General features: G+C 35.2%; 19 protein-coding genes. 12 read left to right on the forward strand and 7 right to left on the reverse strand.

Annotated elements, in window-relative coordinates:
* Nucleotides 1-73: 73 nt before the first annotated feature.
* The 6 genes from ACILQF_RS01955 to ACILQF_RS01980 form a co-directional block, all read right to left on the reverse strand.
* Nucleotides 74-331, reverse strand: coding sequence for a hypothetical protein (locus ACILQF_RS01955; RefSeq protein WP_395625729.1), 258 nt, complete (start codon nucleotides 329-331; stop codon nucleotides 74-76).
* Nucleotides 332-401: 70 nt separating this feature from the next.
* Nucleotides 402-842, reverse strand: a complete 441-nt coding sequence (locus ACILQF_RS01960) for a hypothetical protein (RefSeq protein WP_395625730.1) — start codon at nucleotides 840-842, stop codon at nucleotides 402-404.
* A gap of 210 nt (nucleotides 843-1,052) precedes the next feature.
* On the reverse strand, nucleotides 1,053-4,172 hold the full coding sequence (locus tag ACILQF_RS01965; RefSeq protein WP_395625731.1) for a DPP IV N-terminal domain-containing protein: 3,120 nt from the start codon (nucleotides 4,170-4,172) through the stop codon (nucleotides 1,053-1,055).
* A gap of 87 nt (nucleotides 4,173-4,259) precedes the next feature.
* A complete protein-coding gene (locus ACILQF_RS01970) occupies nucleotides 4,260-6,725 on the reverse strand; it encodes a transglycosylase domain-containing protein (RefSeq protein WP_395625732.1) in 2,466 nt (821 codons plus the stop codon).
* Nucleotides 6,726-6,948: 223 nt separating this feature from the next.
* Entirely contained in the window at nucleotides 6,949-7,728 is a 780-nt protein-coding gene (locus ACILQF_RS01975; RefSeq protein ID WP_395625733.1) for an amidohydrolase, read from the reverse strand.
* Nucleotides 7,729-7,767: 39 nt separating this feature from the next.
* On the reverse strand, nucleotides 7,768-8,910 hold the full coding sequence (locus ACILQF_RS01980) for a methionine aminotransferase (RefSeq protein ID WP_395625734.1): 1,143 nt from the start codon (nucleotides 8,908-8,910) through the stop codon (nucleotides 7,768-7,770).
* Nucleotides 8,911-9,005: 95 nt separating this feature from the next.
* Here ACILQF_RS01980 and ACILQF_RS01985 point away from each other — a divergent pair, with 95 nt between their 5' ends.
* Nucleotides 9,006-9,776 (forward strand): queuosine precursor transporter, encoded by a 771-nt coding sequence (locus tag ACILQF_RS01985; protein ID WP_395625735.1) that lies wholly within the window; start codon nucleotides 9,006-9,008, stop codon nucleotides 9,774-9,776.
* A gap of 99 nt (nucleotides 9,777-9,875) precedes the next feature.
* Here ACILQF_RS01985 and ACILQF_RS01990 read toward each other — a convergent pair whose 3' ends face one another.
* Entirely contained in the window at nucleotides 9,876-10,652 is a 777-nt protein-coding gene (locus ACILQF_RS01990; protein ID WP_395625736.1) for an FKBP-type peptidyl-prolyl cis-trans isomerase, read from the reverse strand.
* Between the two features lie 134 nt (nucleotides 10,653-10,786).
* Here ACILQF_RS01990 and ACILQF_RS01995 point away from each other — a divergent pair, with 134 nt between their 5' ends.
* The 11 genes from ACILQF_RS01995 to ACILQF_RS02045 form a co-directional block, all read left to right on the forward strand.
* A complete protein-coding gene (locus ACILQF_RS01995; RefSeq protein ID WP_395625737.1) occupies nucleotides 10,787-11,992 on the forward strand; it encodes a sterol desaturase family protein in 1,206 nt (401 codons plus the stop codon).
* A gap of 2 nt (nucleotides 11,993-11,994) precedes the next feature.
* Nucleotides 11,995-12,684 (forward strand): lysoplasmalogenase, encoded by a 690-nt coding sequence (locus ACILQF_RS02000; protein ID WP_395625738.1) that lies wholly within the window; start codon nucleotides 11,995-11,997, stop codon nucleotides 12,682-12,684.
* 183 nt (nucleotides 12,685-12,867) lie between these two features.
* Entirely contained in the window at nucleotides 12,868-15,423 is a 2,556-nt protein-coding gene (locus tag ACILQF_RS02005) for a family 20 glycosylhydrolase (protein WP_395625739.1), read from the forward strand.
* A 286-nt stretch (nucleotides 15,424-15,709) separates the two neighbouring features.
* Nucleotides 15,710-17,194 carry a tRNA uridine-5-carboxymethylaminomethyl(34) synthesis GTPase MnmE gene (gene mnmE, locus ACILQF_RS02010; RefSeq protein WP_395625740.1) on the forward strand — a complete coding sequence of 495 codons (1,485 nt, stop codon included), beginning with the start codon at nucleotides 15,710-15,712 and terminating at the stop codon, nucleotides 17,192-17,194.
* A 116-nt stretch (nucleotides 17,195-17,310) separates the two neighbouring features.
* Nucleotides 17,311-17,769 (forward strand): mobile mystery protein A, encoded by a 459-nt coding sequence (locus tag ACILQF_RS02015; RefSeq protein WP_395625741.1) that lies wholly within the window; start codon nucleotides 17,311-17,313, stop codon nucleotides 17,767-17,769.
* Entirely contained in the window at nucleotides 17,760-18,356 is a 597-nt protein-coding gene (locus ACILQF_RS02020; protein ID WP_395625742.1) for a mobile mystery protein B, read from the forward strand. Before ACILQF_RS02015 ends, ACILQF_RS02020 begins: the two co-directional genes overlap by 10 nt.
* Before the next feature lie 200 nt (nucleotides 18,357-18,556).
* On the forward strand, nucleotides 18,557-19,906 hold the full coding sequence (locus ACILQF_RS02025) for an amidohydrolase/deacetylase family metallohydrolase (RefSeq protein WP_395625743.1): 1,350 nt from the start codon (nucleotides 18,557-18,559) through the stop codon (nucleotides 19,904-19,906).
* Between the two features lie 93 nt (nucleotides 19,907-19,999).
* The gene (locus ACILQF_RS02030) at nucleotides 20,000-20,842 is read left to right on the forward strand and encodes an endonuclease/exonuclease/phosphatase family protein (RefSeq protein ID WP_395625744.1); all 843 of its coding nucleotides are present in this window, start codon (nucleotides 20,000-20,002) and stop codon (nucleotides 20,840-20,842) included.
* A gap of 410 nt (nucleotides 20,843-21,252) precedes the next feature.
* Nucleotides 21,253-21,615 (forward strand): hypothetical protein, encoded by a 363-nt coding sequence (locus tag ACILQF_RS02035; RefSeq protein ID WP_395625745.1) that lies wholly within the window; start codon nucleotides 21,253-21,255, stop codon nucleotides 21,613-21,615.
* A 20-nt stretch (nucleotides 21,616-21,635) separates the two neighbouring features.
* Nucleotides 21,636-22,229, forward strand: coding sequence for a hypothetical protein (locus ACILQF_RS02040; protein ID WP_395625746.1), 594 nt, complete (start codon nucleotides 21,636-21,638; stop codon nucleotides 22,227-22,229).
* A gap of 60 nt (nucleotides 22,230-22,289) precedes the next feature.
* The coding region (locus tag ACILQF_RS02045) for an ROK family protein (protein ID WP_395625747.1) at nucleotides 22,290-22,834 on the forward strand (545 nt) is incomplete at its 3' end.

Consider the following 22,834-nt stretch of genomic DNA (forward strand, 5'->3'; position numbering starts at 1 on the left):
GTTAATACCGAATAAATGATAAGAAATTTGTCTTTTTAAATATCAAAAGATTTTTCTAAAATATTTAATATCTTCAACTTTCTAGGCTTGATTGAGTGCATGCTTCATATTGAGCTGCAGCTAGATCAAGTGAAATGCTAAAGTCATTCCATGCTTCTTCAGAACAATTCATATTTAGAAAGGCTTGAATCATGTTACCTCTGGAAGGCCCATCTAAACAATTTAGAAGTGAACCAACTGCGCATGAAGCTTGATCATCTAAATGCCATTCAATAATGTAATTTACGGAATTACCCCATGATCTAGTACAAGCTTCTACATTAGCATGCACTAACTTGTTGCTGAAAATAATTGCTACTATGAATATGATTGAATATATATATATGTTCTCATTTTTTAAATCATTTAATATTTAAATCATCAATTGAAACATTCGGTTTAGCATCAAACTTTAATATTTGTTTTAATTCATTTCGTGTTAATTGTTTCATCTCGGGATTGTTTTTTACGATATTCAACAGAGATGTTTGCTGTAGATAGAACAATTCGGCATATTTTTTTGCACCTTTAATACCAGCTTCCTCACAATATTTGGTGAATTCTTCTAAAGATTTGGAATTTTGAGCCTTATTCATGATCTCACGATTGCTTCCTGAAGTAGAAATTTCTCCACGAATCATGCTTTCTGATAATTCTAAAAAAGAATATTGATAATTTTTAAAATCTTGCGAAGCTTGAATTTTTGCTTTTAATACATTTAGATCTTGAGGTTTTTCTTTTTTGTTACAAAAAGAAAAAAGGAAAACAATGAGCAATCCAAATAATAAAAGTTTTTGTTTCATTTTAAAAAGAATTTAAATTGACTTTCAATATTGAGGTGGCAAACAATCCTTCAAATTTATTTTATAGTTAAAATTTAATTATAAAATTAAAATTTAATTTCAATAAAAAAAATTAATTTTTTAAAAAGTTAATTTTCATTAGATAATTAAAGGGTAGGAGTTAGAGTATGAAGTGTGTAAAAAAAGCGACCCAAAGGTCGCTTTTAAATCTTACCAACCCGGTGCAAAGGTTAAACCAAATATCCCCAAGCTAACATCTTTCCTTTGGAAGGGAATCGCATAATAAGGTTCTAATACAAAATAACCGAATACGTTTACTCTTAGAGATACTCCAGCACTCATAGCAGGAATACGCTCAAAGTAGCCATTTGCACCACCAATCTGTTGAGGTGTAGATCTGAATGCTACTTTCGAATTATTATCATAAGCTAATCCCATGTCGAAAAAGACGTTTAAATCAGAAAACAGGAATTTAGACTCAATAGCGGCTAATTTTTTCGGACCAGTAAATGGAAGTCTGATTTCAAAATTGGCAACTGCAATTCTTGAACCTACTAATTGATTGATATCAAAACCATCTGTAGTAGCCCCATTTCTATAAAATGAATTCGCTTCATAACCTCGAATCAAGTAGCCATATCCAGCGTACATCTGATAAAGTCTGTTTTCATCACGTCCAAATCGAGTATAGGTATAAACTCTCGCAGCAAAAGTTACTGGCTTCACGCGCACATAGCGTCTTCCATCAACGGTTAGAGCATTTAATTTAAAGTCACCTTGGTAGTTTTCCAGACCTACTCGGTAACGAAATCCTGAAAGTGGAGAAGTTACTCCAGAGAAGGAGTTGTCGCCCACAAAGGCTGCATTGAACTGTAGCGTTGTGAAGGGATCGAAAGCTACTCCGTAGGTTTGCAAAGCCTTTTCTTTTGAAAGCTTTTCACGATCAGTTCCAATTTGATACCCTAAATTATAATCGTAATAATTATTAAAACGATCTATTCGATAGCTATATCTTGAAATTCCACTTCCAGCTTCAAATCGATGGTTTTTTGAAAAAGGGTAAGAGCCAAAAACTGAAAATTGATCTTCAAATGTGCGGATAATGTCATATCGCTCGATATAGGTTTGTCCGATTCCTGGAATATTCTCAACCGCAGCCGTAACCTGGCCTGAAACATAAGGAATATGAGATCCTACCACACCCCAATTTATTCTACTCTGCTGATTAACATAAGCTACCTGAGCTCCAAAATCATAAATCTCTCCATTTACTGCAGCAGTAGCGAATATTTGATTCCTCCCAAGAATATCGCTAAAAACGCCTTGGATACCACTTGATAAACCGGTGCCAAAACGACCAACAGAGGCGCCTACACCATTGCTCGAAAGATAATCAAGCTTAAATTTAGGCTGATAAGGAATTGATTTGATTGATTCTTCTGGAATTCTCTCGAACCTGTCAAAGTTATCCAAATTGGCATTAATGATGTTTACCCCAACAGATTTGTAGGGTGGGAGTTCAGCGGCATTAAAATTAGTGTCTTCATTTCCAATAATTTGTGCTTTAAATTCGGAGGCTTTTGCATTGTAAATAGTATATTTTTGTGCTCTGTAATACGAATACAAAATATCATCATTTGCCGACACACTTAAAGCAGGTGAGTATTGGGTGATTCCACTTATACCTGTAAAATAATCTGTTAGCTGCTCAACAGTCTGTTTTTCAAGTGAATAACGATATAAATTTCTAAATCCATCTCTATTGGAAAGGAAATAAATACTTTTATTATCCGCCGAGTATTGAGGATTCAGATTATTTGCTCCACTAAATAAAATGATATTTGAAATGCTTTTTGTCTCAAGATCGATAATCGCCAAATTCAATGAAATATCTACACTAATTGATGATTGGTCTAATGTTTTACGATCGGTACTAAATACAATCGATTTACCATCTCTAGAATAGCTGGGATGATAATCTGAATATCGATCATTTGTTAATTGTTTTAATGATTTTTTGCGAAGATTATATTCGTAAAGGTCATTTTGGCCCTCAGATAAACCCGAAAATGCGATATCATCTCCATTTGGTGACCAGGTAATATTGCTAAATTCTTCTAATTTACCCATTGCTACAGTGGCAATAGTTTTTCCATTAGAAACATCAATAATGACTAATTTATTTACGCCGGCACTGAATACACTAAAGGCAAATTTCTTACTGTCCGGCGACCAAGCACCTGTAGATTCAATGAAATTATACTCGTCAATATCTCCACTTTTTGCCTTGCTAGATAGTTTTCTGATGATTTTACCTGTTTTCGCATCGGCAAGAAATAGGTCAATGCTTAGGAGATCACGTTCAGAAAGAAAGGCTACATAATTTCCATTGGGCGAAATAGATGGAGCAACATTATAATTAGCACCCCCATTTTTCTCATCAATTAACTTCTTGCCAATAGGTACTTGTGCAGTATCTTTTAAGTAAGGACGATAGGTGTTTTCAATACTTGTTTTCCAAAGGCTGGATAATGTTCTTTCATCGTAGCCAAAAGTTCTTTTTATAGCCATTTGGTAGCCATATTTAGCAGTTGCCTTAAATAATGGAACAATTACAGTATCTCCATAAGTAGAGCCTATGTATGACCAAAATGCCTGACCATAGCGATAAGGGAAATATTTATTTGATTCGGTTAAATCTTTAAGTGTTGGAATATCTTTATTTAAATAGGCATCACGCATCCACATAGAAGTATAGGCATCTTTCTTTCCAACAGATAGGTATTCGGCCATACCTTCAACCATCCATAAAGGAAGGTTTCCTATGTTTTCTAAATTAGTGGAATCTCCATCAATTAAGGAATGATACTGAAAAGCGTGCACCAACTCATGCCCTAAAACATGTCTTGTTTGATGATTTACCTGAGAAATCGGCATAATTACCCTGTTTTTCAAGCCCTCCGTTACACCACCCGTACCCACACCAATCTCGCCACTTAATGCTGTAGTTTGCTGAAAATCTGGGTGATTAGAATAAAGAATAAATGGGTTTTTCTTAAAAAAGGTGTCTCTAAATACTTGCTGGTGTAATTCATACCAAACTTCAGCTTCCTTAGCGAAACGTTGTACAAGACTATCATTTTTAAGATAATAATAGAGGTCGAAGTGTGGTGTTTCATACACTTTAAACTTCAAGTTTTTATACCTTACCTTGTTTTGACCAAAGTATTGTGCTTGAACATCATACTGTTGTCCAATAAGTGCAATTAATAAAAATGATGTTATTAGCCAAAATGATGACTTTTTACGGGTAACTGTCTTTTTACTCATTTGATCTCTTAAATGCTCTAACTAATTTACGTAAAAATATTGATTTTGATTTTTGAAGAATAGTTCAAATATCAATTTAATGTAAAATCAATTAACAGGTTTTGTTTTATTTTGTTTTCGCTCATTCTTAATCTCTTTTCTCGTTTTGTTGAGTTCTGCTGGTGGTTCAGATTTCGGACTTGAAGGCGGTTTGTTTTCTTGGCTTGGAATATTTTTATTCTCTTGGGTTTTAGCACTAATAATCTGTCGGTTCGACTGATTTAAAACCTTTGAACTGTCTAAAGTTTCAATTTCTGCAGGTATAGTATCAAGTACTAGAGAATCCACAAAGCTAGTATCTGATGAATATCGTTGAGTTACACATTGATATTCTCTAGTAATTTTAACCCCTGGTTTTGGAAATGGTCCTTGACTTATCCCCAATGATTTATCACGGTACACTTTCTCCATAAATTTTCCAAAAATGGGCAAAGCAGTTCTCGAACCCTCGCCAGTTTGAGATGTTTTGAAGTGTACACTACGCTCATCACAACCTACCCAAACACCAGTAACAAGATCTTTGGTAACCCCCATGTACCATCCGTCTACATAATCGGATGAGGTACCTGTTTTGCCACCGATTTGATTGTTTTTGCCCCAAAGATCCCACTCCCAAAGTGCTTGAGATGTGCCTTCTGGTTCTTCCATGCCACCGCGAAGCATATATAGCATCAACCATGCAATTTCTTCACTTAGCGTTCGCTTTTGTTCAGATTTAAATTCTTCGATTAATTTACCATCTAAATCCAGTATTTTTTCAACTAGAATTGGTTCAGATCGAACTCCTTTATTTAGAAATGTTCCATAGGCTTTAACCATCTCAAAAACACTCACATCATTCGGGCCTAAACTGACAGATGGTACCGCCTTTAAATCGCTTTCTATACCACATAGTTTAGCGTATTTAACCACATTTTCTGCACCAACTTTCTCCGTAATTTGTGCAGTAATTGAATTGACAGATTTGCCCATCGCCCAGCGTAAAGACATTTCTCTGCCAGAGAAGCTATAACTCGAGTTTTTTGGCTCCCAGTATTCTGTTTTGCCTTTTAAAGTGTAAGGAATTCGGACTGCTTGGTCGATATATGTATCGCATGGACTCATGCCGGCTTCAAGGGCAGCTAAGTATGCAAATGGCTTAAAAGTGGATCCTGCTTGCCTTTTAGCCTGATTTACATGGTCATAATTAAAATAATTATGATTTATACCCCCAACCCAGACTTTAATATGCCCGTTGAATGGATCGAGCGTCATCATTCCAGTGCTGAGTATCTTGGCATAATATTTTATAGAGTCCATAGTTGAGAACTGGACTTCTTTTTCGCCATCCCAGTTAAAAACTTTCATTTTTTTAGGACGGTTTAAATAATAATTGATAGAATCTTGGTTTCCATCATAGCGCTTTTTTAAAAATGAATAATAGGGGAGTCGCTGAGCTGCTTTTTCAGGAAAGTCAAGAATTTCCTTGCCATCAGATGTTCGCCAAGGATTTTCATTTCCCCAAACATTCTCGAATCGCCTTTGCAGAATTTTCATGTGATTATTGACCGCTTCCTCCGCATATTGTTGCATTCTAGAATCGATTGTCGTATATATTTTTAACCCATCTGCGTATAAATCATAGCCATTTTCTTCACACCATTTTTCAAGATAGCGCGAAACAGCAGATCTTAAATATGATCCACCATCACTTCCTTCATCAAGGCTTCCAGGATTAAGCTTCAGTGGCCTTTGGCTGTATTTTAAAAATTCCTTCTCTGTTAAATAGTCATATTTCTGCATTTGAGCCAAAACAGTATTTCTTCGCTCGAACGATTTTTCAGGATTTCGGATTGGATTATAAGTGGTCGTAGCCTTGAGCATTCCAACTAATAATGCAGCTTCTTCAACCTGAAGCCTATTTACGCTTTTGTTAAAATATCGTTTGGATGCTGTCTTAATTCCGAAGGTATTATTACCAAATGGGACCGTATTTAAATAGAGTGTAATAATTTCATTTTTAGAATAGTAATTCTCTAATTTATAAGCGGTTACCCACTCCTTTAATTTGTAAATAATGGTTCTAACTAATGGGATGTATTTGATTAAGCCCTGTGATTTTTTATTCCGAGTGCTATAAAGATTTTTGGCAAGTTGTTGAGTGATAGTACTCGCACCTCGTTTTTCACCACTTGCAGTAGAGACAATACTTGAGAGTAGTGATCGTACATCAATACCACTATGCTTATAAAAACGAACATCTTCGGTAGCCACAAGAGCATCAATGAGTGCTGGCGAAATACTGTCGTATTCAACAGGGGTTCTGTTTTCTTTATAATATTTTCCAATAAGTTTCCCATCGGAAGTATAAAGCTCAGAAACTACATTAATGGCAGGGTTTTTAATATCTCTAATAGTTGGCGAGTATCCAAATAACCATAAAAAATTAAGTTCTAGGGCACAAAAAAAGAGAATGACACAGTATAATGCTATGCAAACATAGCGAAAACGCTTACTTTTAATTCTTTTGAACATCTGGTAAATATGGGGAAATCATGCTTAAAATGAGGTAATTTCTTTTGGCTTTTTACTTAAATTTGATTTTAAACAACACTATCAAAATGAAATTATAAATAATTGAAGGAAATTAACTTGTAAAATGTTTGATAATAAATTAATAATATGTTAAATAAATGCTTTTAATAGCGCTTTTTTCAATGTTAGAACTTGAATTTGCAATTTTTGTGTCTAAAATTTATCAAAGATCCAATTGAAATGAATCCGCATCTTTTAGAAAAGGAAAATTTATTCTTGCTTGTGTGAGGTCATTTTTATTGATTGTAAAAGTGTAGAGGTCTTCGTCATTAGGTTTATAATAAATCACTTTCCCATTTGGGTCTATGCACATAGAATCGCCCGAATGAAACACTTCATTTCCATCATGCCCCACCCGATTTACTGCAACCACAAAAGTCTGATTTTCAATGGCTCTAGCAGGTATTAATGAGCGCCAGTGTAAAGAACGTCGCTCAGGCCAGTTAGCTACAATCAAAAGCAAGTCATATTCTTCATTTATATTTCTAAGCCAAACTGGAAAACGTAGATCATAACAGATTACTGGACAGATTTTCCAGCCATTCAATTCAACAAATAATTTTTTAGTTCCGGCAGTATAATGTTGATCTTCTTCACCAAATCCGAATAGATGCCTTTTGTCATATTGTTCATGGCTACCATCCGGACGCATCCAAATGAGACGGTTATAATATTTTTCTGATTCTTTTATAATGAGACTCCCAGTAACAACACTTTCAAACTTTCGGGCTTGATCATGCATCCATTTCATGGTTTTACCACCCATCTCTTCGGCTAAATTGACTGGATTCATTGAAAATCCGGTACTAAACATCTCGGGTAGGACAATGAGGTCAGTTTTTTCACGAATAGAATTGAGCCTTAAACCTAAATTTTGAAGATTTTTGTCAATATTTTCCCAAAAAAGGTAAGATTGAAAGGTTGTAATCTTTAGTGTTTTCATTAAATTTATTTATACGTAAAGATTCATTAAATGTTCGTATTAAACCTTAATTAAGCAATTAACCGCTTTTTCAAGCGTCTCATTTTTTTTGGCAAAGCAAAAACGAAGTACTTGATGGTCTGTATTTCTTGAATAAAATGCCGAAACAGGTATACATGCAACTCCAAATTCTTTGATTAGCCTCATTGCCAATTCACTATCCTTTTCATCGCTTATCCTTCTATATTGGACAGTTTGAAAATATGAACCATGACATGTTAATAAGTCGAAACGTGTTTGTTTCATCAAGTTATAAAAAAAATCTTTCTTTTTCTGAAAAAAATCATTTATTTCTAAATAATTAGCTTCGTTTTGAAGGAAATCGGCAATGGCATACTGTATAAATGAGTTTACGCTAAATACTTCAAATTGATGCACTTTTCTAAATTCTTTCATCAAGTATTCAGGTGCTAAGCAATATCCAACTTTCCATCCTGTGGCATGTAAAAGTTTACCAAATGAGGCAATAATAAAGCTTCTTTCTTTTAATTCGGGGTATTTTGAAAGACTGAGGTGTTCTTTTCCATCATAAGTTAGATGTTCATAAACCTCATCACTAAGAATTATAATATTTGATTTTTTAGTCAGTTCAATCAAGCATTTTATGTCATTTTTATCCAAAACTCTTCCTGTAGGATTATTTGGATTGTTTATAATGATCATTCTGGTTTTAGGATTGATTAAATTTTTAATTTCCTCCCAATTGATGGCATAGTTTGGAGCATTTAATTCCACCGAACGTACACAACCTCCAAAAAGCTTAACCGCGGGACTGTATGAATCGTATGCAGGTTCAAAAATAATAACTTCATCATTTGGCCTAATAATGCATGCAATAGCCGCAAAAATGGCTTGTGTTCCTCCTGCGGTAATGGTGATCTCTGTTTCGGGATGATAAATAGCTCGATGTAATTTCTCCTGTTTTTCTACAATACGTTCTCTTAAACTCAATAAACCGGCCATGGGTGCATACTGATTATAACCAGCTTTCACATAATCACTTACCAATCCAATAAGCTCTTGTGAACATTCATAATCAGGGAAACCCTGAGATAAATTTATAGCATTATATTGTGTTGCCAGCTGCGACATAATCGTGAAGATAGTGGTACCTACTTCTGGCAATTTTGATTCTATATTCATTTCAAGCTAAAATAGGAAAATCTATTTCCAGAATTGTTATGGATCTTTAAAATTTAGATTAAATTATTATCTTAACCTTAATCTATTTTAAATCTATGACTTATAAAACCAAAGAAAGCCGCTTATTTCTTATTCTAGGATCTTTTTTAATTGCCAATGCAATCCTCGCCGAATTTATTGGGGTTAAAATTTTTACAGTTGAAGGTTCTCTAGGGATTCAAAAGTTTAATATTGATATGTTCGGTGTTCCTGATCTTTCCTTTAACATGTCGGCAGGTGTAATTACTTGGCCTTTAATATTCATAATGACGGATATCATAAATGAATATTTTGGGATAAAGCAAGTCCGCTTTTTATCCATTCTTGCCGCTATTTTAATTAGCTATGCTTTTTTAGTAGTTGGATTTGCAATGAATTTAGCCCCCTCAGATTTCTGGATTAATCAGACCATAAATAATGAATCTCTCAACATGAATAATGCCTTTTCTGCTATTTTCGGACAAGGAATGTGGATTATTGTTGGATCAATTGTTGCCTTTTTAATCGGACAAATGGTGGATGTGATTATTTTTCACAGAATCAAAAAAATGACTGGAGAGCGATTGCTCTGGTTAAGGGCTACAGGTTCGACTTTAGCGTCTCAATTTATTGATAGTTTCGTAGTGATATTTATTGCTTTTTATATTAATCCGCAATATAATTGGAGCTGGCAAATGGTAGCAGCTATTGGAATTGTGAATTATAGCTATAAGTTTATTGTAGCTATAATAATGACACCTTTACTTTATGTAGTTCACAATATTATAGATCGCTTTCTTGGTAAGGACTTATCTGCCAAATTGATTGCAGAAGCTAGGAAGCAATAAGTGATTGTAATGAGATTAGCCGGAAAAATTCTTAATTCCGACTAATTTAAATTTTAATAACGCTGATGATTTTTAATCTCATCAGCGTTATTCATTTAATTACTTACCAATTTTTAGTAATTCTACTTCAAAAATAAGGGTGCTGTAAGGAGGAATGTCTTTTCCTGCTCCACGCTCTCCATAGCCCAAGTTATAAGGGATAAAAAAGCGATATTTTGAACCAACCGACATTTGCTGAAGTCCTTCAGTCCAACCCGGAATAACCTGGTTTAAGGTAAAAGAAGCAGGCTGGCCGCGGTCAATGGAGCTGTCAAACTGAGCACCGTTAGTTAATGTACCTCTATAGTGAACTGTAACATCATCACTTTCTGATGGCTTAGGGCCCTCTGCAGGAGTGATAACCTCAAACTGTAAACCACTTGGAAGTTCTGTAATGGCTGGTTTTTTCTTGTTTTCAGCTAAAAAAATCGCGCCAGCCGAAATGTTGCCTTCAAATTTTTTCTTTTCTAAGCCACCAAGGAATGCATAAATTGTTTCTTGACATTTTTCAGGGCTTAATATTACTTCCTGTGAAGCAAAAACGTCGTTCATTGCCTTGATAATGATGGAATTATTAAGATTGTTAACACCTCTATTTTTAAGGTCAGTAGCAATGCTTGCTCCGAAAGAATAACTAACCGAGTCGATTTGATTTTTAAGTAGTGGGGCAGGTGCTACAGTTGTTTTAGCAGGTGCTACAGTTGTTTTAGCAGGTGTAGCATTTGTTTTAGCAGGTGCAACACTTTTTTTAGCAGGTGCAACACTTGTTTTAGTTTGTGCCAAACCTAGAGTTGAGAAGATTGCCGTTACGGCAAATAATAAAATAATACGTTTCATTTTTATAGATTATTTGATTAAAAATCGATTGTTTTTGTAGAATCAATCATTTCGCTAATATAACAGGTCTAAGGATAATTGAATAATATTCATTTGAATTTTTTCTCTTCAGGTTTAAATCCTAAATTGTGGCTATGAAAGTTGATTATATTGCCCTATCAATTCCTATTTTCTTTATTCTGATTGCCATAGAGCTAGTTTATACTTTTTATAAAAAACTTAACTACTATCGGATAAATGATTCAATTGCAAATTTGAGTCAGGGAATTGGATCCCAACTGGTTGGAATTTTCCTAAAAGCTGGTACTTTTTTTGGCTATCTCTATATTTATGAGAACTGGCGTTTTTTTACTTTTCCTAATGCAATATGGACTTGGTTATTATTGTTCATGGGGGTCGATTTTTTCTATTATTGGTTTCATCGTTACAGCCATCAAATTAACGCATTGTGGGCTGCACATATTGTTCACCATCAATCGGAAGAGTATAATTTAACAGTGGCACTCCGTCAATCTTGGTTTCAATCCGGCTTTTCGTGGGTGTTTTATTTGCCCTTAGCTTTTGGAGGTTTTGAGCCGATCATGTTCCTGACTGTCAGTGCTTTTAATACGTTATACCAGTTTTGGATTCATACCCGTGCAATTGGTGATATGGGTCCTTTAGAATGGATTTTAAACACTCCATCGCATCATCGCGTGCATCATGGATCAAATCCAAAATACATTGATAAAAACCACGCAGGTACCTTGATTATATGGGATCGATTATTTGGCACATTCCAAAAGGAGGAAGAAGAAGTTGTTTATGGAATTACTAGTCCGCTTGCCAGTTGGAATCCAGTATGGGCAAATTTTCACTATTGGATTGAGCTCTTCGATACCTTTAAACATTCAAATGGCTTCAAAGAAAAGTTATCTGTTTTTTTAAGATCACCAGGTTGGTTTCCTGAAAGTATGGGGGGAAGGCAATATCCAAAAGAAATCAATTTGGATACCTATGTTAAATACAGTCCCGTTTATGAATCTAAATTTAATGCATACATCTTTTTTCAGTTTGTATTTACGCTGTCAATTGCGAGTGTATTGCTTTTTACTGCTCCTAAACTTAGTTTATTGCAATTGTCAAGCAATAGTATTTTGGTAATACTCGGATTAACATCATTCGGTGCTTTAATGGAGCAAAAGAAATGGGCTAAAACGATTGAGTTTTTGCGTTTATTTCTATGGCTAATTTTGCCTATTCTATTTGCTAAGGATCTGTTTTTTATATATTTACTTATTGGGAATACTGCCTTGGTATTCTTTTCATTTATTTGGTTTAAACGACTCGCTCGAAATTAATTATGCTCAAAAATCATAAAGTTTTTACCCTTGTTTTTGGAATCATATTTCTCCTTAATATTTTTACTCAATCTGCCCTTCTTCAAGACTTGAATATTTTTATAAAACCATTGATTTGTATATCTCTGGCATTTTATTTGTTCAAAAATGCAAATATGGCCGCGGGTTTTAACCGATTGGTGTTTGTGGGACTTATTTTCTCGCTTTTCGGGGATTGTTTTTTACTGTTTGCGGGCAGGGATATTTATTTTTTCCTTTATGGCTTAGTGTCATTTCTTTTAGCTCATGTTGTGTATTCTTTTGCTTTTTTCAGAGATTTCAAAAACAACCCACAGGCATCAAAAATTTATGGTCATTTGATGTTTTTTATTTTGGGGGTATTTACCTTAAGCTTTTACACCTTTATAAGAGATTATTTAAATGATTTCAGAATTCCTGTGATGGTTTATATGTTCGTAATCTCTATTATGGCTATTATGGCAGCATATCGATATAAAAGGGTTGATCTTTTCAGTTTTAGATTGATTTTGACAGGTGCAGTATTTTTCGTTATCTCAGATGCCGCACTTGCGTTCAATAAGTTCGTGGAGCCTTATCCCTTTGCTGGCATTTTAATTATGTCAACGTATATGCTTGCTCAATATTTAATCACGATTGGAGCTATTGAGAGAAAAGTAGAAGTTTTAATCTGATTTTATCCTTATTGGGCTAAGTATTTTTATCCAAATCTATCTTCATTCTTCATTCTTTTTTCTAGAGGTACTATTAGCGCATATCATTTTTTATCCTAATAGGTTAATTTTTTTTTTTAGAGTATTTGATATAATTAGCTCTCAGGATAAATTTGTAATTTGGTTTTTTAATTAGATTATAACATGAGCTTAATTTCCACTAAAAAACACCTGATTCTCACATTTCTAGCTTTAGTTTGCAGCGTTATTACAGGTTTTTCCCAAATTAAAGACTATAAAATTAGTCTCCAATGGCAGCCAGTACAGAATAATTTTGAAGGTAAGAATCAATCTCTGTCTGTTTTGACCATTAATAATGGATCCGAACTTGATATCCCAGCAAAGGGTTGGACTTTATACTTCAACTATGGGGTAGATATTCCAAAACCTGAAAGTAGAGGTTTAACCATGTCTTATATAAATGGAGATTTGTACAAAATAGAGCCAAACGTTGCATTTGACGGAATTCCGGCTGGTGGAAGGCTAAGTTATCAAATGGTAAAATCTGGTAGTACAGACAATGTTACCCAATCGCCACAAGGTTTTTACCTCGTTTTTGATAGCGAACCTAATAAGGTCATTCCTATAAAATGCACTTATCCTGCACCACCTGCAGAATATTTAAGTACGCTGTCAAGCTCTAAAACTTGGATGAATCCTGCTTTTATATATTCCAAAAATTATGAAATTCAAGATATTCCATTTTCTAAATTACCCTTAATTTTTCCTAGTCCCACGCAGTTGAAAGTCAAAACTGGGGAGTTTAAAATTTCATCTAGCACATCCATTTCTGCAGATCCGCTTTTAGCGAAGGAAGCGACATATTTATCGGATGAACTAGCGAAAATTTTAATTGGAAAGCCTTCAATTGTAAAACAAGGTGCTATCAATATAAAGAAGGACCCCAATTTAGCTTCGGAATCCTATACCCTAAATGTATCAGAGGATGGCATACAAATCTCTGCATCTAGTCCCAAAGGCGCATTTTACGCCATTCAATCCCTGAAAAGTTTAATTCCCCCTCTCAGCTGGAAATCCAAGCAGGCATCTGTGAGCGTTCAATCGGTAGAAGTGAAAGACCAGCCACGTTTTGGCTATCGTAGCTTCATGTTGGATGTAGCTAGAAATTTCCATACAAAAGATGAATTATTCAAGATACTCGATTTAATGAGTTTATATAAATTGAATGTTTTTCATTTTCATTTCTCTGAGGATGAAGGCTGGAGAGTTGAAATTCCCTCCCTTCCCGAGCTGACTCAAATTGGCAGTGTTCGAGGTCATACATTAGATAATAAAAATTTACTTCAAGCAGCTTTTGCTTCTGGAGGAATACCCAATAAACTGCATGGAAGTGGTTATTTAACAAAAAAGGAGTTTATTGAATTATTGAAATACGCTACTGCACGCCATATTGAAGTGATTCCTGAAATCGAATCGCCAGGGCATGCACGTGCTGCAATCAGAGCTATGGAGCATCGATATGAACGCTTTATGAAGGCTGGAAATGTAGCTGAGGCGATTAAATATCGGTTGATTGATCCATTAGATAAATCCCAATTCCGTTCTGCACAAGGTTGGAATGATAATATTATGGATGTTTCAATGCCTTCGGTTTATAATTTCGTGGAGAAGGTTACCGATGAATTGATTTTAATGTATAAGGAGGCCGGAGCACCACTTAAAACTATTCATTATGGTGGTGATGAAGTTCCTACAGGTGTTTGGGAAAAATCTCCTTCTTACGATAAATTAAAAAAATCCAACCCTGCCATTAAGAGTGTGGATGATCTTTGGTATTATTATTTCGGTAAATTGAACCAAATGGTTAAAAAGCGTGGATTGTTTCTTTCGGGTTGGGAAGAGGCAGGAATGCGGAAAACTGTACTCGACGGCAAGTCGCAATACATTGCAAACCCTGATTTTGGGAACCAACATTTCCAGCTACATGTGTGGAATAATGTAATTGGTTGGGGAGCAGAAGATTTAGCTCATAAATTAGCTAATGGAGGATATAAAGTGGTTTTGTCGCCTGTTTCAAACATGTATTTCGATTTGGCTTCTAATAGCTCTTATTTCGAGCCTGGCCTAAAATGGGGCGGTTATGTAGATGTAGATAAACCTTTTTACTTCCTGCCTTTTGATTATTTGAAGAATGTGAAAGAAGACGGACAAGGCATGCCAATTAAAAATTTAGATCAGACTAAAATGATCAGATTGACGGATTATGGTAAATCCAATATTGTTGGTTTACAGGGACTTCTATGGTCGGAGCATAATACAAGTGCCGAGCGATTAGAGTATATGATGCTGCCTAAATTATTAGGTTTAGCTGAACGTGCTTGGTCGGATGCTCCTGAATGGGAGACAGGTGAAGCCTCTGCTTTGAATGATTTAAAATATAGCAATGACTGGTCTACCTTTGCCAATGTGCTTGGAAAAAAAGAATTGCCACGTTTGAGCTATTACCATGGAGGGTTTGCCTATCGCATACCTGAGGTAGGTTTAAAAGTTGATAATGGCAAGGTGGATGCAAATATTCAGCTTCCTGGATTAACAATTAGGTACTCAATTGATGGCTCAGAACCGACAGAAACAAGCGTAATTTATACTGCTCCTATATCTAAAAAAGGAAAGTTTAAGTTTGCTGCATTTGATGTAGCAGGTAGAAAAGGTAGAATAACCGAAATTGAAAATAAATAAATAATTTAAGTCTTAGTGCTCAGATTAAGCAAAAATTAGAGCAAGGAATAAGGAGCAAAGAATAAAGACAAAAAACTCAATGAGTAATTCAGTCGTATTACCCTGATAACTGATATTGTCTGAGCTATGATTTATATGATTTATTTGATTTTTATGATTCTTGATGTCGTTTGCCTGAAAAAAACAACTGATAATTAACAACCCATTTCAGATGTCGTAAGCCTAACCAACTTACTGCCAACTACAAAGTAAAATAACGATATTTGCATGATTCTAGACAAAAGATATGCTCAATAGCCCACTTCACAATTCCGAAACGATTATTGCACTGGCAACACCATCAGGAATTGGTGCTATTGGAGTAATTAGGCTTTCCGGACCCGATGCAATCAGTTTGGTTAATGAAGTATTTGCAGGCAAGGATTTAAGTATACAGCCCACACACACCATTCATTTTGGAACAATAAGAGATGGGAATCAGATTTTAGATGAGGTTTTAATTTCCCTGTTTATTGGTCCCAAATCCTATACCCGTGAAAGTGTTGTCGAGATTTCAACTCATGGATCAGCATTTATTATTGAAAGTATCATCAAATTATTGATTCGTAAGGGAGCAAGACCGGCAAATCCTGGGGAGTTCACCCTACGTGCCTTTTTAAATGGCCAGCTCGACTTATCACAAGCAGAAGCCGTTGCTGATTTAATTGCTTCCAACTCTCAAGCTTCACATCAAGTGGCTATGCAACAAATGCGAGGCGGTTTTTCGAGCGAATTACAATATTTACGTGATCAACTGATAAATTTTGCTTCTATGATTGAGTTGGAGCTTGATTTTGGTGAAGAAGACGTAGAATTTGCTAATCGGGAAGATCTTAAAGCATTAATTTATCAGATTAACCGCATTTTACATCGATTAATTCAATCTTTTGAACAAGGAAATGTGATGAAGAATGGAGTCCCAGTTGTGATTGCAGGGAAGCCAAATGTGGGTAAATCGACCTTGCTAAACGCCTTATTGAATGAAGAGCGAGCCATAGTTTCAGAAATTGCAGGAACTACACGCGATACGGTTGAAGATGAAATGATTATTGGTGGCTTGCGCTTCCGTTTTATCGATACTGCCGGCATTCGTGATACCGTGGATATTATCGAGGCAAAAGGAGTGGAGCGTACTCATGAAAAAATAAAGCAGGCAAAATTAATTATATATCTTGTTGATCCTGAGCAAAATGTGGAGGAAATTAAAACTCAAATTACGTATTTGATTGAGCTTGGTATTCCTTTCCTGACAGTTGTAAATAAGAATGATCTGGTTTCTGCTGAATTTGAAGCAGGTTTGTCAGTTGTTAGTTGTCAGTTGTCAGGGGAAGAGTTGTTAGGAGATGAGTTATCAGTTGTCAGTTCTCAGTTGTCAGACCTCATTCCTCAGACCTCATTCCTCATACCTCATGCCTCAAACCCCATCATTTTCATCTCAGCAAAAAATAAAATTGGCATTGAAGAGTTGAAAAGTAGCATTCTTGAGAAGGTTAATCTTCATAAAATCAATACCGATGATGTGTTGATTTCAAATATCCGCCACTTAGAAGCTTTACAAAAAACAGAAGAGTCACTGAACCGTGTACTTCTAAATATTGATAATCCCATTACCTCCGATTTCTTAGCCTCTGATATCAAACAAGCACTTTATTTCTTAGGTGAGATAACCGGTCAGGTAACTACTGATGATTTGTTGGAGACAATTTTTAGTAAGTTTTGTATCGGAAAGTAATTCCATAAATTTCCTTCTTTTCCAATTCGTCATACTATAAACTTACATTTATATTTTATTTGTCAGTTTAAAAGCTTACATTTGTATATATTTTGTTAGTTTATAAGCTTACGATTATGAAAAAGAAATCATTGCAAATTGAGCAACTCAACCTTAAAATGCAGGGAGTGGCAGAAATAAAAAAAATCATACCTCCACCCATAGGTTGGATTAAAGCTATTCGAACATCTTTAGGTATGTCACTGCAGCAATTAGGTAATAAAATCTCTATCACTAAGCAGAGTGTTTTGGATATTGAACGTAGAGAGCAAGAGGGTACTATAAGTCTCAAAACTTTGCGTGAATCTGCCAATGCTTTAGATATGGAACTGGTATATGGTTTTGTTCCAAAAGATGGTTCTTTGGATGCGTTAATTGAACGAAAAGCTAAAGAGTTAGCTACAGAAATCGTAATGCGTACCTCAAATTCAATGAAACTTGAAGATCAAGAAATAAGCTATGGGCGTATTCAAAAGGCTATAAAAGAAAGAACTATTTCACTTAAAAATGAAATGCCTAAAATTTTATGGGATTAGTTCTTGAATATTCGGATGGACAAACGCCTTTGGAAGAGGGGGAACGGGACGGTTTGCTAATTCCTACAATTTCAACGTTAAGCGAATTGAACGAGTTTGAACAACAAAATATTGAGCAGGCTGTTCAGTGGACTTTTGGCCGTTTAATTAGTTCTGGTAATATATTAACCGACCAATTTATTCGCACCATGCACAAAAGAATGTATTTAGATGTTTGGGCTTGGGCGGGTCAATTTAGGAAAACAAACAAAAATATTGGAATTGATAGGTGGCAAATTGCTGTACAATTAAAATATCTTTTAGAAGATGTTCAGTATTGGACTGAAAACAATAGCTATCCACCAGATGAAATAGCCATTAGGTTCAAACATCGCTTGGTAAGTATACACTGTTTTCCAAATGGAAATGGTAGGCATAGTCGCTTAATGGCAGATATTATTATTGATAAAATATTTCATCGCCCTGTTTTTACTTGGGGTGCTTTAATTGTAAAGAAGAGTGACGAAAGCAGAAAAGTATATTTGAAGGCCCTAAAAGCGGCTGATAAAGGTGATTATTCTCAATTAATTATTTTTTCTAGATCATAATCTCTTATCGGGTTATTCAAATTATCAATTTTTAATATTTTCAAATCATGTTATTGTTACATTCTTAAAAAAATTATCATAAATCGCTGGAAATTAAATATTTAAATATTTATAATTACTTAGTTCTACTATTTTTTTTTAATTACGTATTGTTTCAGTTCTAGTATTTTCTTATATTTCATATATAATTCAAAAACACAATGACAACAAAACATTTTTTATTTTTTGCACTACTGATTTTAGGAGTAGGTGCAAATGCTCAGCAAACTGCCACAAGCTCTGGCAAGCCTTACAGTTATATTATTAAGGGGGGACATGTAGTTGATCCTAAAAATAATATCAATGAAATAATGGATGTTGCCATCACGGCTGGAACTCGTGCACAAGCTGCCCGTCCAGCGAATGGTAACAATCAGGCACGCGCTGCGGTTTCGGCAGTTGAAGGTAAGGTGGCTATGGTTGCAAAAAATATTAACGCAAATCTTGCAGATCAAGTTATAGATGCCAAGGGATTGTATGTTACCCCTGGTTTAATTGATATTCACGTCCATTTTTTCTGGGGACATGATGGTTCTTATTTGAAAAATGCGGCTACAGCATTACCGGCTGATGGGTTTACTTTTCGAAGTGGTGTAACAACTGTTGTAGATGCGGGTTGCACTGGTTGGAGAGACTTTGAATTGTATAAAAAGCAAACCATTGATGCTTCAAAAACCCGTGTAATGGCAATGCTAAATATTGTTGGAACTGGAATGGATGGTGCTGGCGAGAATAATATCAATGAGATGGATCCTAAGAAAGCTGCTGAGGTAGCTAAAAAATATCCTAATGACATTGTTGGCTTTAAGATTGCTCATTTTAGTGGTCGTACTTGGGAGCCTATTGACCGTTTAATGGAAGCGGGTCGTTTGGCAAATCTTCCAGTAATGGTTGATTTTGGATCTTCGGATCCTTACTTGCCTCTTGATACCTTATTTAATGTAAAATTTCGCTCTGGCGATATTTATACTCATGCTTTCGGTGGAAATGGTTCAAGCAATCCCAATGGTAGAGAGTCAATTGTAGACATGAACGGTAAAGTAAAACCATTCGTTTATAAAGCCCGTGATAGAGGTATTGTATTTGATATTGGTTTTGGTGGAGCAAGTTACCTTTATAATCAAGGAGTTCCTGCTGTTAAAGCAGGGTTTTTCCCTACAACCATCAGCTCAGACTTACACACTGGAAGTATGAATGGTCCGATGAAAAGTATGGAAAACCTAATGGGCTTATTTATGGCTACCGGAATGCCATTAAAAGACGTAGTGGCGGCAAGCACTTGGCATCCTGCTAAGGCAATTAAACGTGAAGAGCTTGGTAACCTTTCCGTAGGTTCTGTTGCCGATATAGCCATCTTCAAAGTTAATGATGGTAAGTTTGGCTGGCCTGTAAGAGGTGGTAAAATAGAAGGTACTCAAAGGTTTCAAACAGAAATGACTTTGAGAGATGGTAATGTTGTTTATGATTTAAATGGTATTGCACAGCCTGCGGGGCCAACGCCTGAACGATGATAAATTAAAAAATTATAATTTAAAGGTGCTTTTCAAATGGGGAGCACCTTTTTTATTCAAAATAATTAATAAAGTTTTTTATTACGATCATTTATGAACATCAAAACTGCTTTTTTAAGTTCTCTCCTGTTACTTTCGATGCTAGGTGCTAGGGCTCAGAACTACGCTATTGCAACTTTTAACATACGCATGGACAATCCTCGAGATACGGGTAATTTGTGGATCGACCGCGCTCCTCGAGTAGCAAGTTTAATACGCTTTCATGATTTTGATGTTTTTGGCGTGCAGGAAGCCTTTAAAAATCAATTAGAAGATATGAGCAGGGCTTTGCCTGAATACGCACGCTATGGAGTTGGAAGAGATGATGGGAAAGAAGCAGGGGAGCATTCTTCGATCTATTTTAAAAAAGACCTCTTTAAATTGCTAAAAAGCGGAGATTTCTGGCTCTCTGAAACCCCAAATTTGCCTGGAAAGGGTTGGGACGCTACCTGTTGTAATCGAATTTGTTCATGGGTATACTTAGAAGATTTAAAAACCCGCAAAAAGTTTTACGTATTTAATGTTCATTTTGACCATCAGGGAGTGATAGCAAGAAGGGAAAGTGCTAAACTTATGGTGCAAAAAATCAATGAAATTTCGGGTAATCAGCCAGTTGTACTTACCGGAGATTTTAATGGAAATCGCTCAAGCGAATTATACCAAATTCTGTCGAATTCAGTATTATTGACCGATTCTTATGCCGGTGTCAAGTTTCCTTATGAAAACAATGCTTCCTTTAATGGTTTTAGAACGCCACGCGGAATGGATGTGATTGATCATATATTTATTTCAAAGCATTTTACATCCACAAAATGGGGTATTTTAACGGATACCTATTTTGGTAAATATCCTTCAGATCATTTCCCTGTGGTAACTTACTTGAAATTTAATAACTGATTATAAGAGTTAAAAAGGGTGGTGCTCGCCCTTTTTAACTCTCTTTTTCTGTTGAGGCTAGTTAATCAGTCTGATCCGAAACTCCATCCTTGTCAAATTTGAATGCCATCATGCCTTGGTTATGCAAATTTGTTGATTGTCTCACCCTCAAATCATCAATAATGCAAGTGCAATTATTAGAATAATTGCTCGCCCGGCAATTCCCGTGAAAATTCCCTGATTTGTTTTTAGATTTTTTTAAATAATATAACAGACTAACAAATCCTTTAATAATACGTTAAATAGATTTTTCCTGTTCCTATTTTGCACAGTTATTTAAATTGATTTTTATATTAAAATCAAGTATTTGAATGATTTTAATCAATAAAAGGTATCTCGGTTTTGTACAGTTTTGTATAAATACTTTTGCTATGGAAAACCCCTCAGATTTGAATACGGCTATTTTCGACCTTCGCAAAAGAGGGTACCGACTTGATTTTATTTTTTCTTCAAAATATCTTATTTGTGTGCCTTTAAGGCTAAAAATCGATTTGACGGATGTGGAAATTGATGAAACCTATAAATTTCCATCAAAAGAGCATCCAGGGAAGCAGAATGTTTTATGTGCTTTAAAAACTAATGGCGGACAAAGAGGAATTCTTTATGGGGGTTTGGATCGTGTGTTCCAACTTTTTGAGCTTGTTAGACCCCAAACAAAATTATCTAGACTTAAAGATAAAAAGCAGAAAAGGGTGCATTATTCCAGATCTCAAGCTATGCTTACAATAGGATGATTACTATTTAACAATAACACATGAAAATTGAATCAAAGATTTTTCATAAGCAGAACTCTGAAAGTTTATTGGAGTCTGAACCTAAGAAAAAATATAACGTTAAGTCCGCCAGAGAGAAAGCTAAAATGCCAACTTTAGCTACTTTAAATTTTGAAGAATATGTTCAAAATGAAGATAAAGAACAGCGCGTTAAAATTCCAGTTTACAATCAAAAGATTTTGAGGTTATTAGATGATTTAGATTGTCCTTTATTATTACTACCGCGTATAAAAAGCGGTAATATCATCCAAAAAATAGGTTTTTTTACCGATATACGATTTACCGGTATCGCCACAATAGCAATGATCGTTAAAATTGCGAAGTCCTTCCAAGCAGGATTAACACTTTTTAATTTTGCTGAGCCTGCAATTCCTGAAATGGATGACGATTATGCTCACAGTTTTTTCTTAAACAAGGGTATGTCGAAAGTTAATGGGCAAGAACTCAATCTTGTGAATATTGAAAAGTCAATTGCACTTAAAAATTTGGAATCTATTTTAGATAATCATGATATCGATTTGATTGCTGCGATGAATGGCAGGAAAGATCTACTTTATAAATTGGATTTTCATTGAATTAAAGATGATTTGCAATTTGAATTAAAATCCTAAATCTAATTTATTAAACTCGTCTCGGTGATTTTAAATTTTGAACCTTCCTTAAAGCCAACTAAATCTCGAAAACAAGAATTTCTCGTTTTGGCGGGGGATATTGGCGGGACTAAAACTAATCTGGCTTTATTTAAAGACTCGGGAGATGCAATTACGCCTGTAATCGAATGCAGCTATCGTACGGCAGATTTCACAAGCATTGAAGAGCTACTTCATTCATTCCTCAAAGGTATTCCCGAACCCAATAAAATTTGTCTTGCTGTAGCCGGTCCGGTGCTCAATGGCCATGCAAAGCTTTCCAATATTAAATGGGAAATTGATATAGAGCAACTTTCTAATCATTTTAAAAAAGGTTTTTCAATAATAAACGATCTAGAAGCAACAGCTTACGGTTTGGCAATGCTTAACAAAGATGAAACTGTTGTTATACACCAAGGTAAAAATCAAATTTCAGGAAATGCGGCTGTAATAGCTCCAGGCACAGGTTTAGGCGAAGCAGGGATTTATTGGGATGGAAACTATTATCATCCCTTCGCTACCGAAGGTGGGCATGCTGATTTTGCTGCTCG

This window comes from Daejeonella sp., from assembly GCF_044232565.1.
Lineage (GTDB): Bacteria > Bacteroidota > Bacteroidia > Sphingobacteriales > Sphingobacteriaceae > Daejeonella.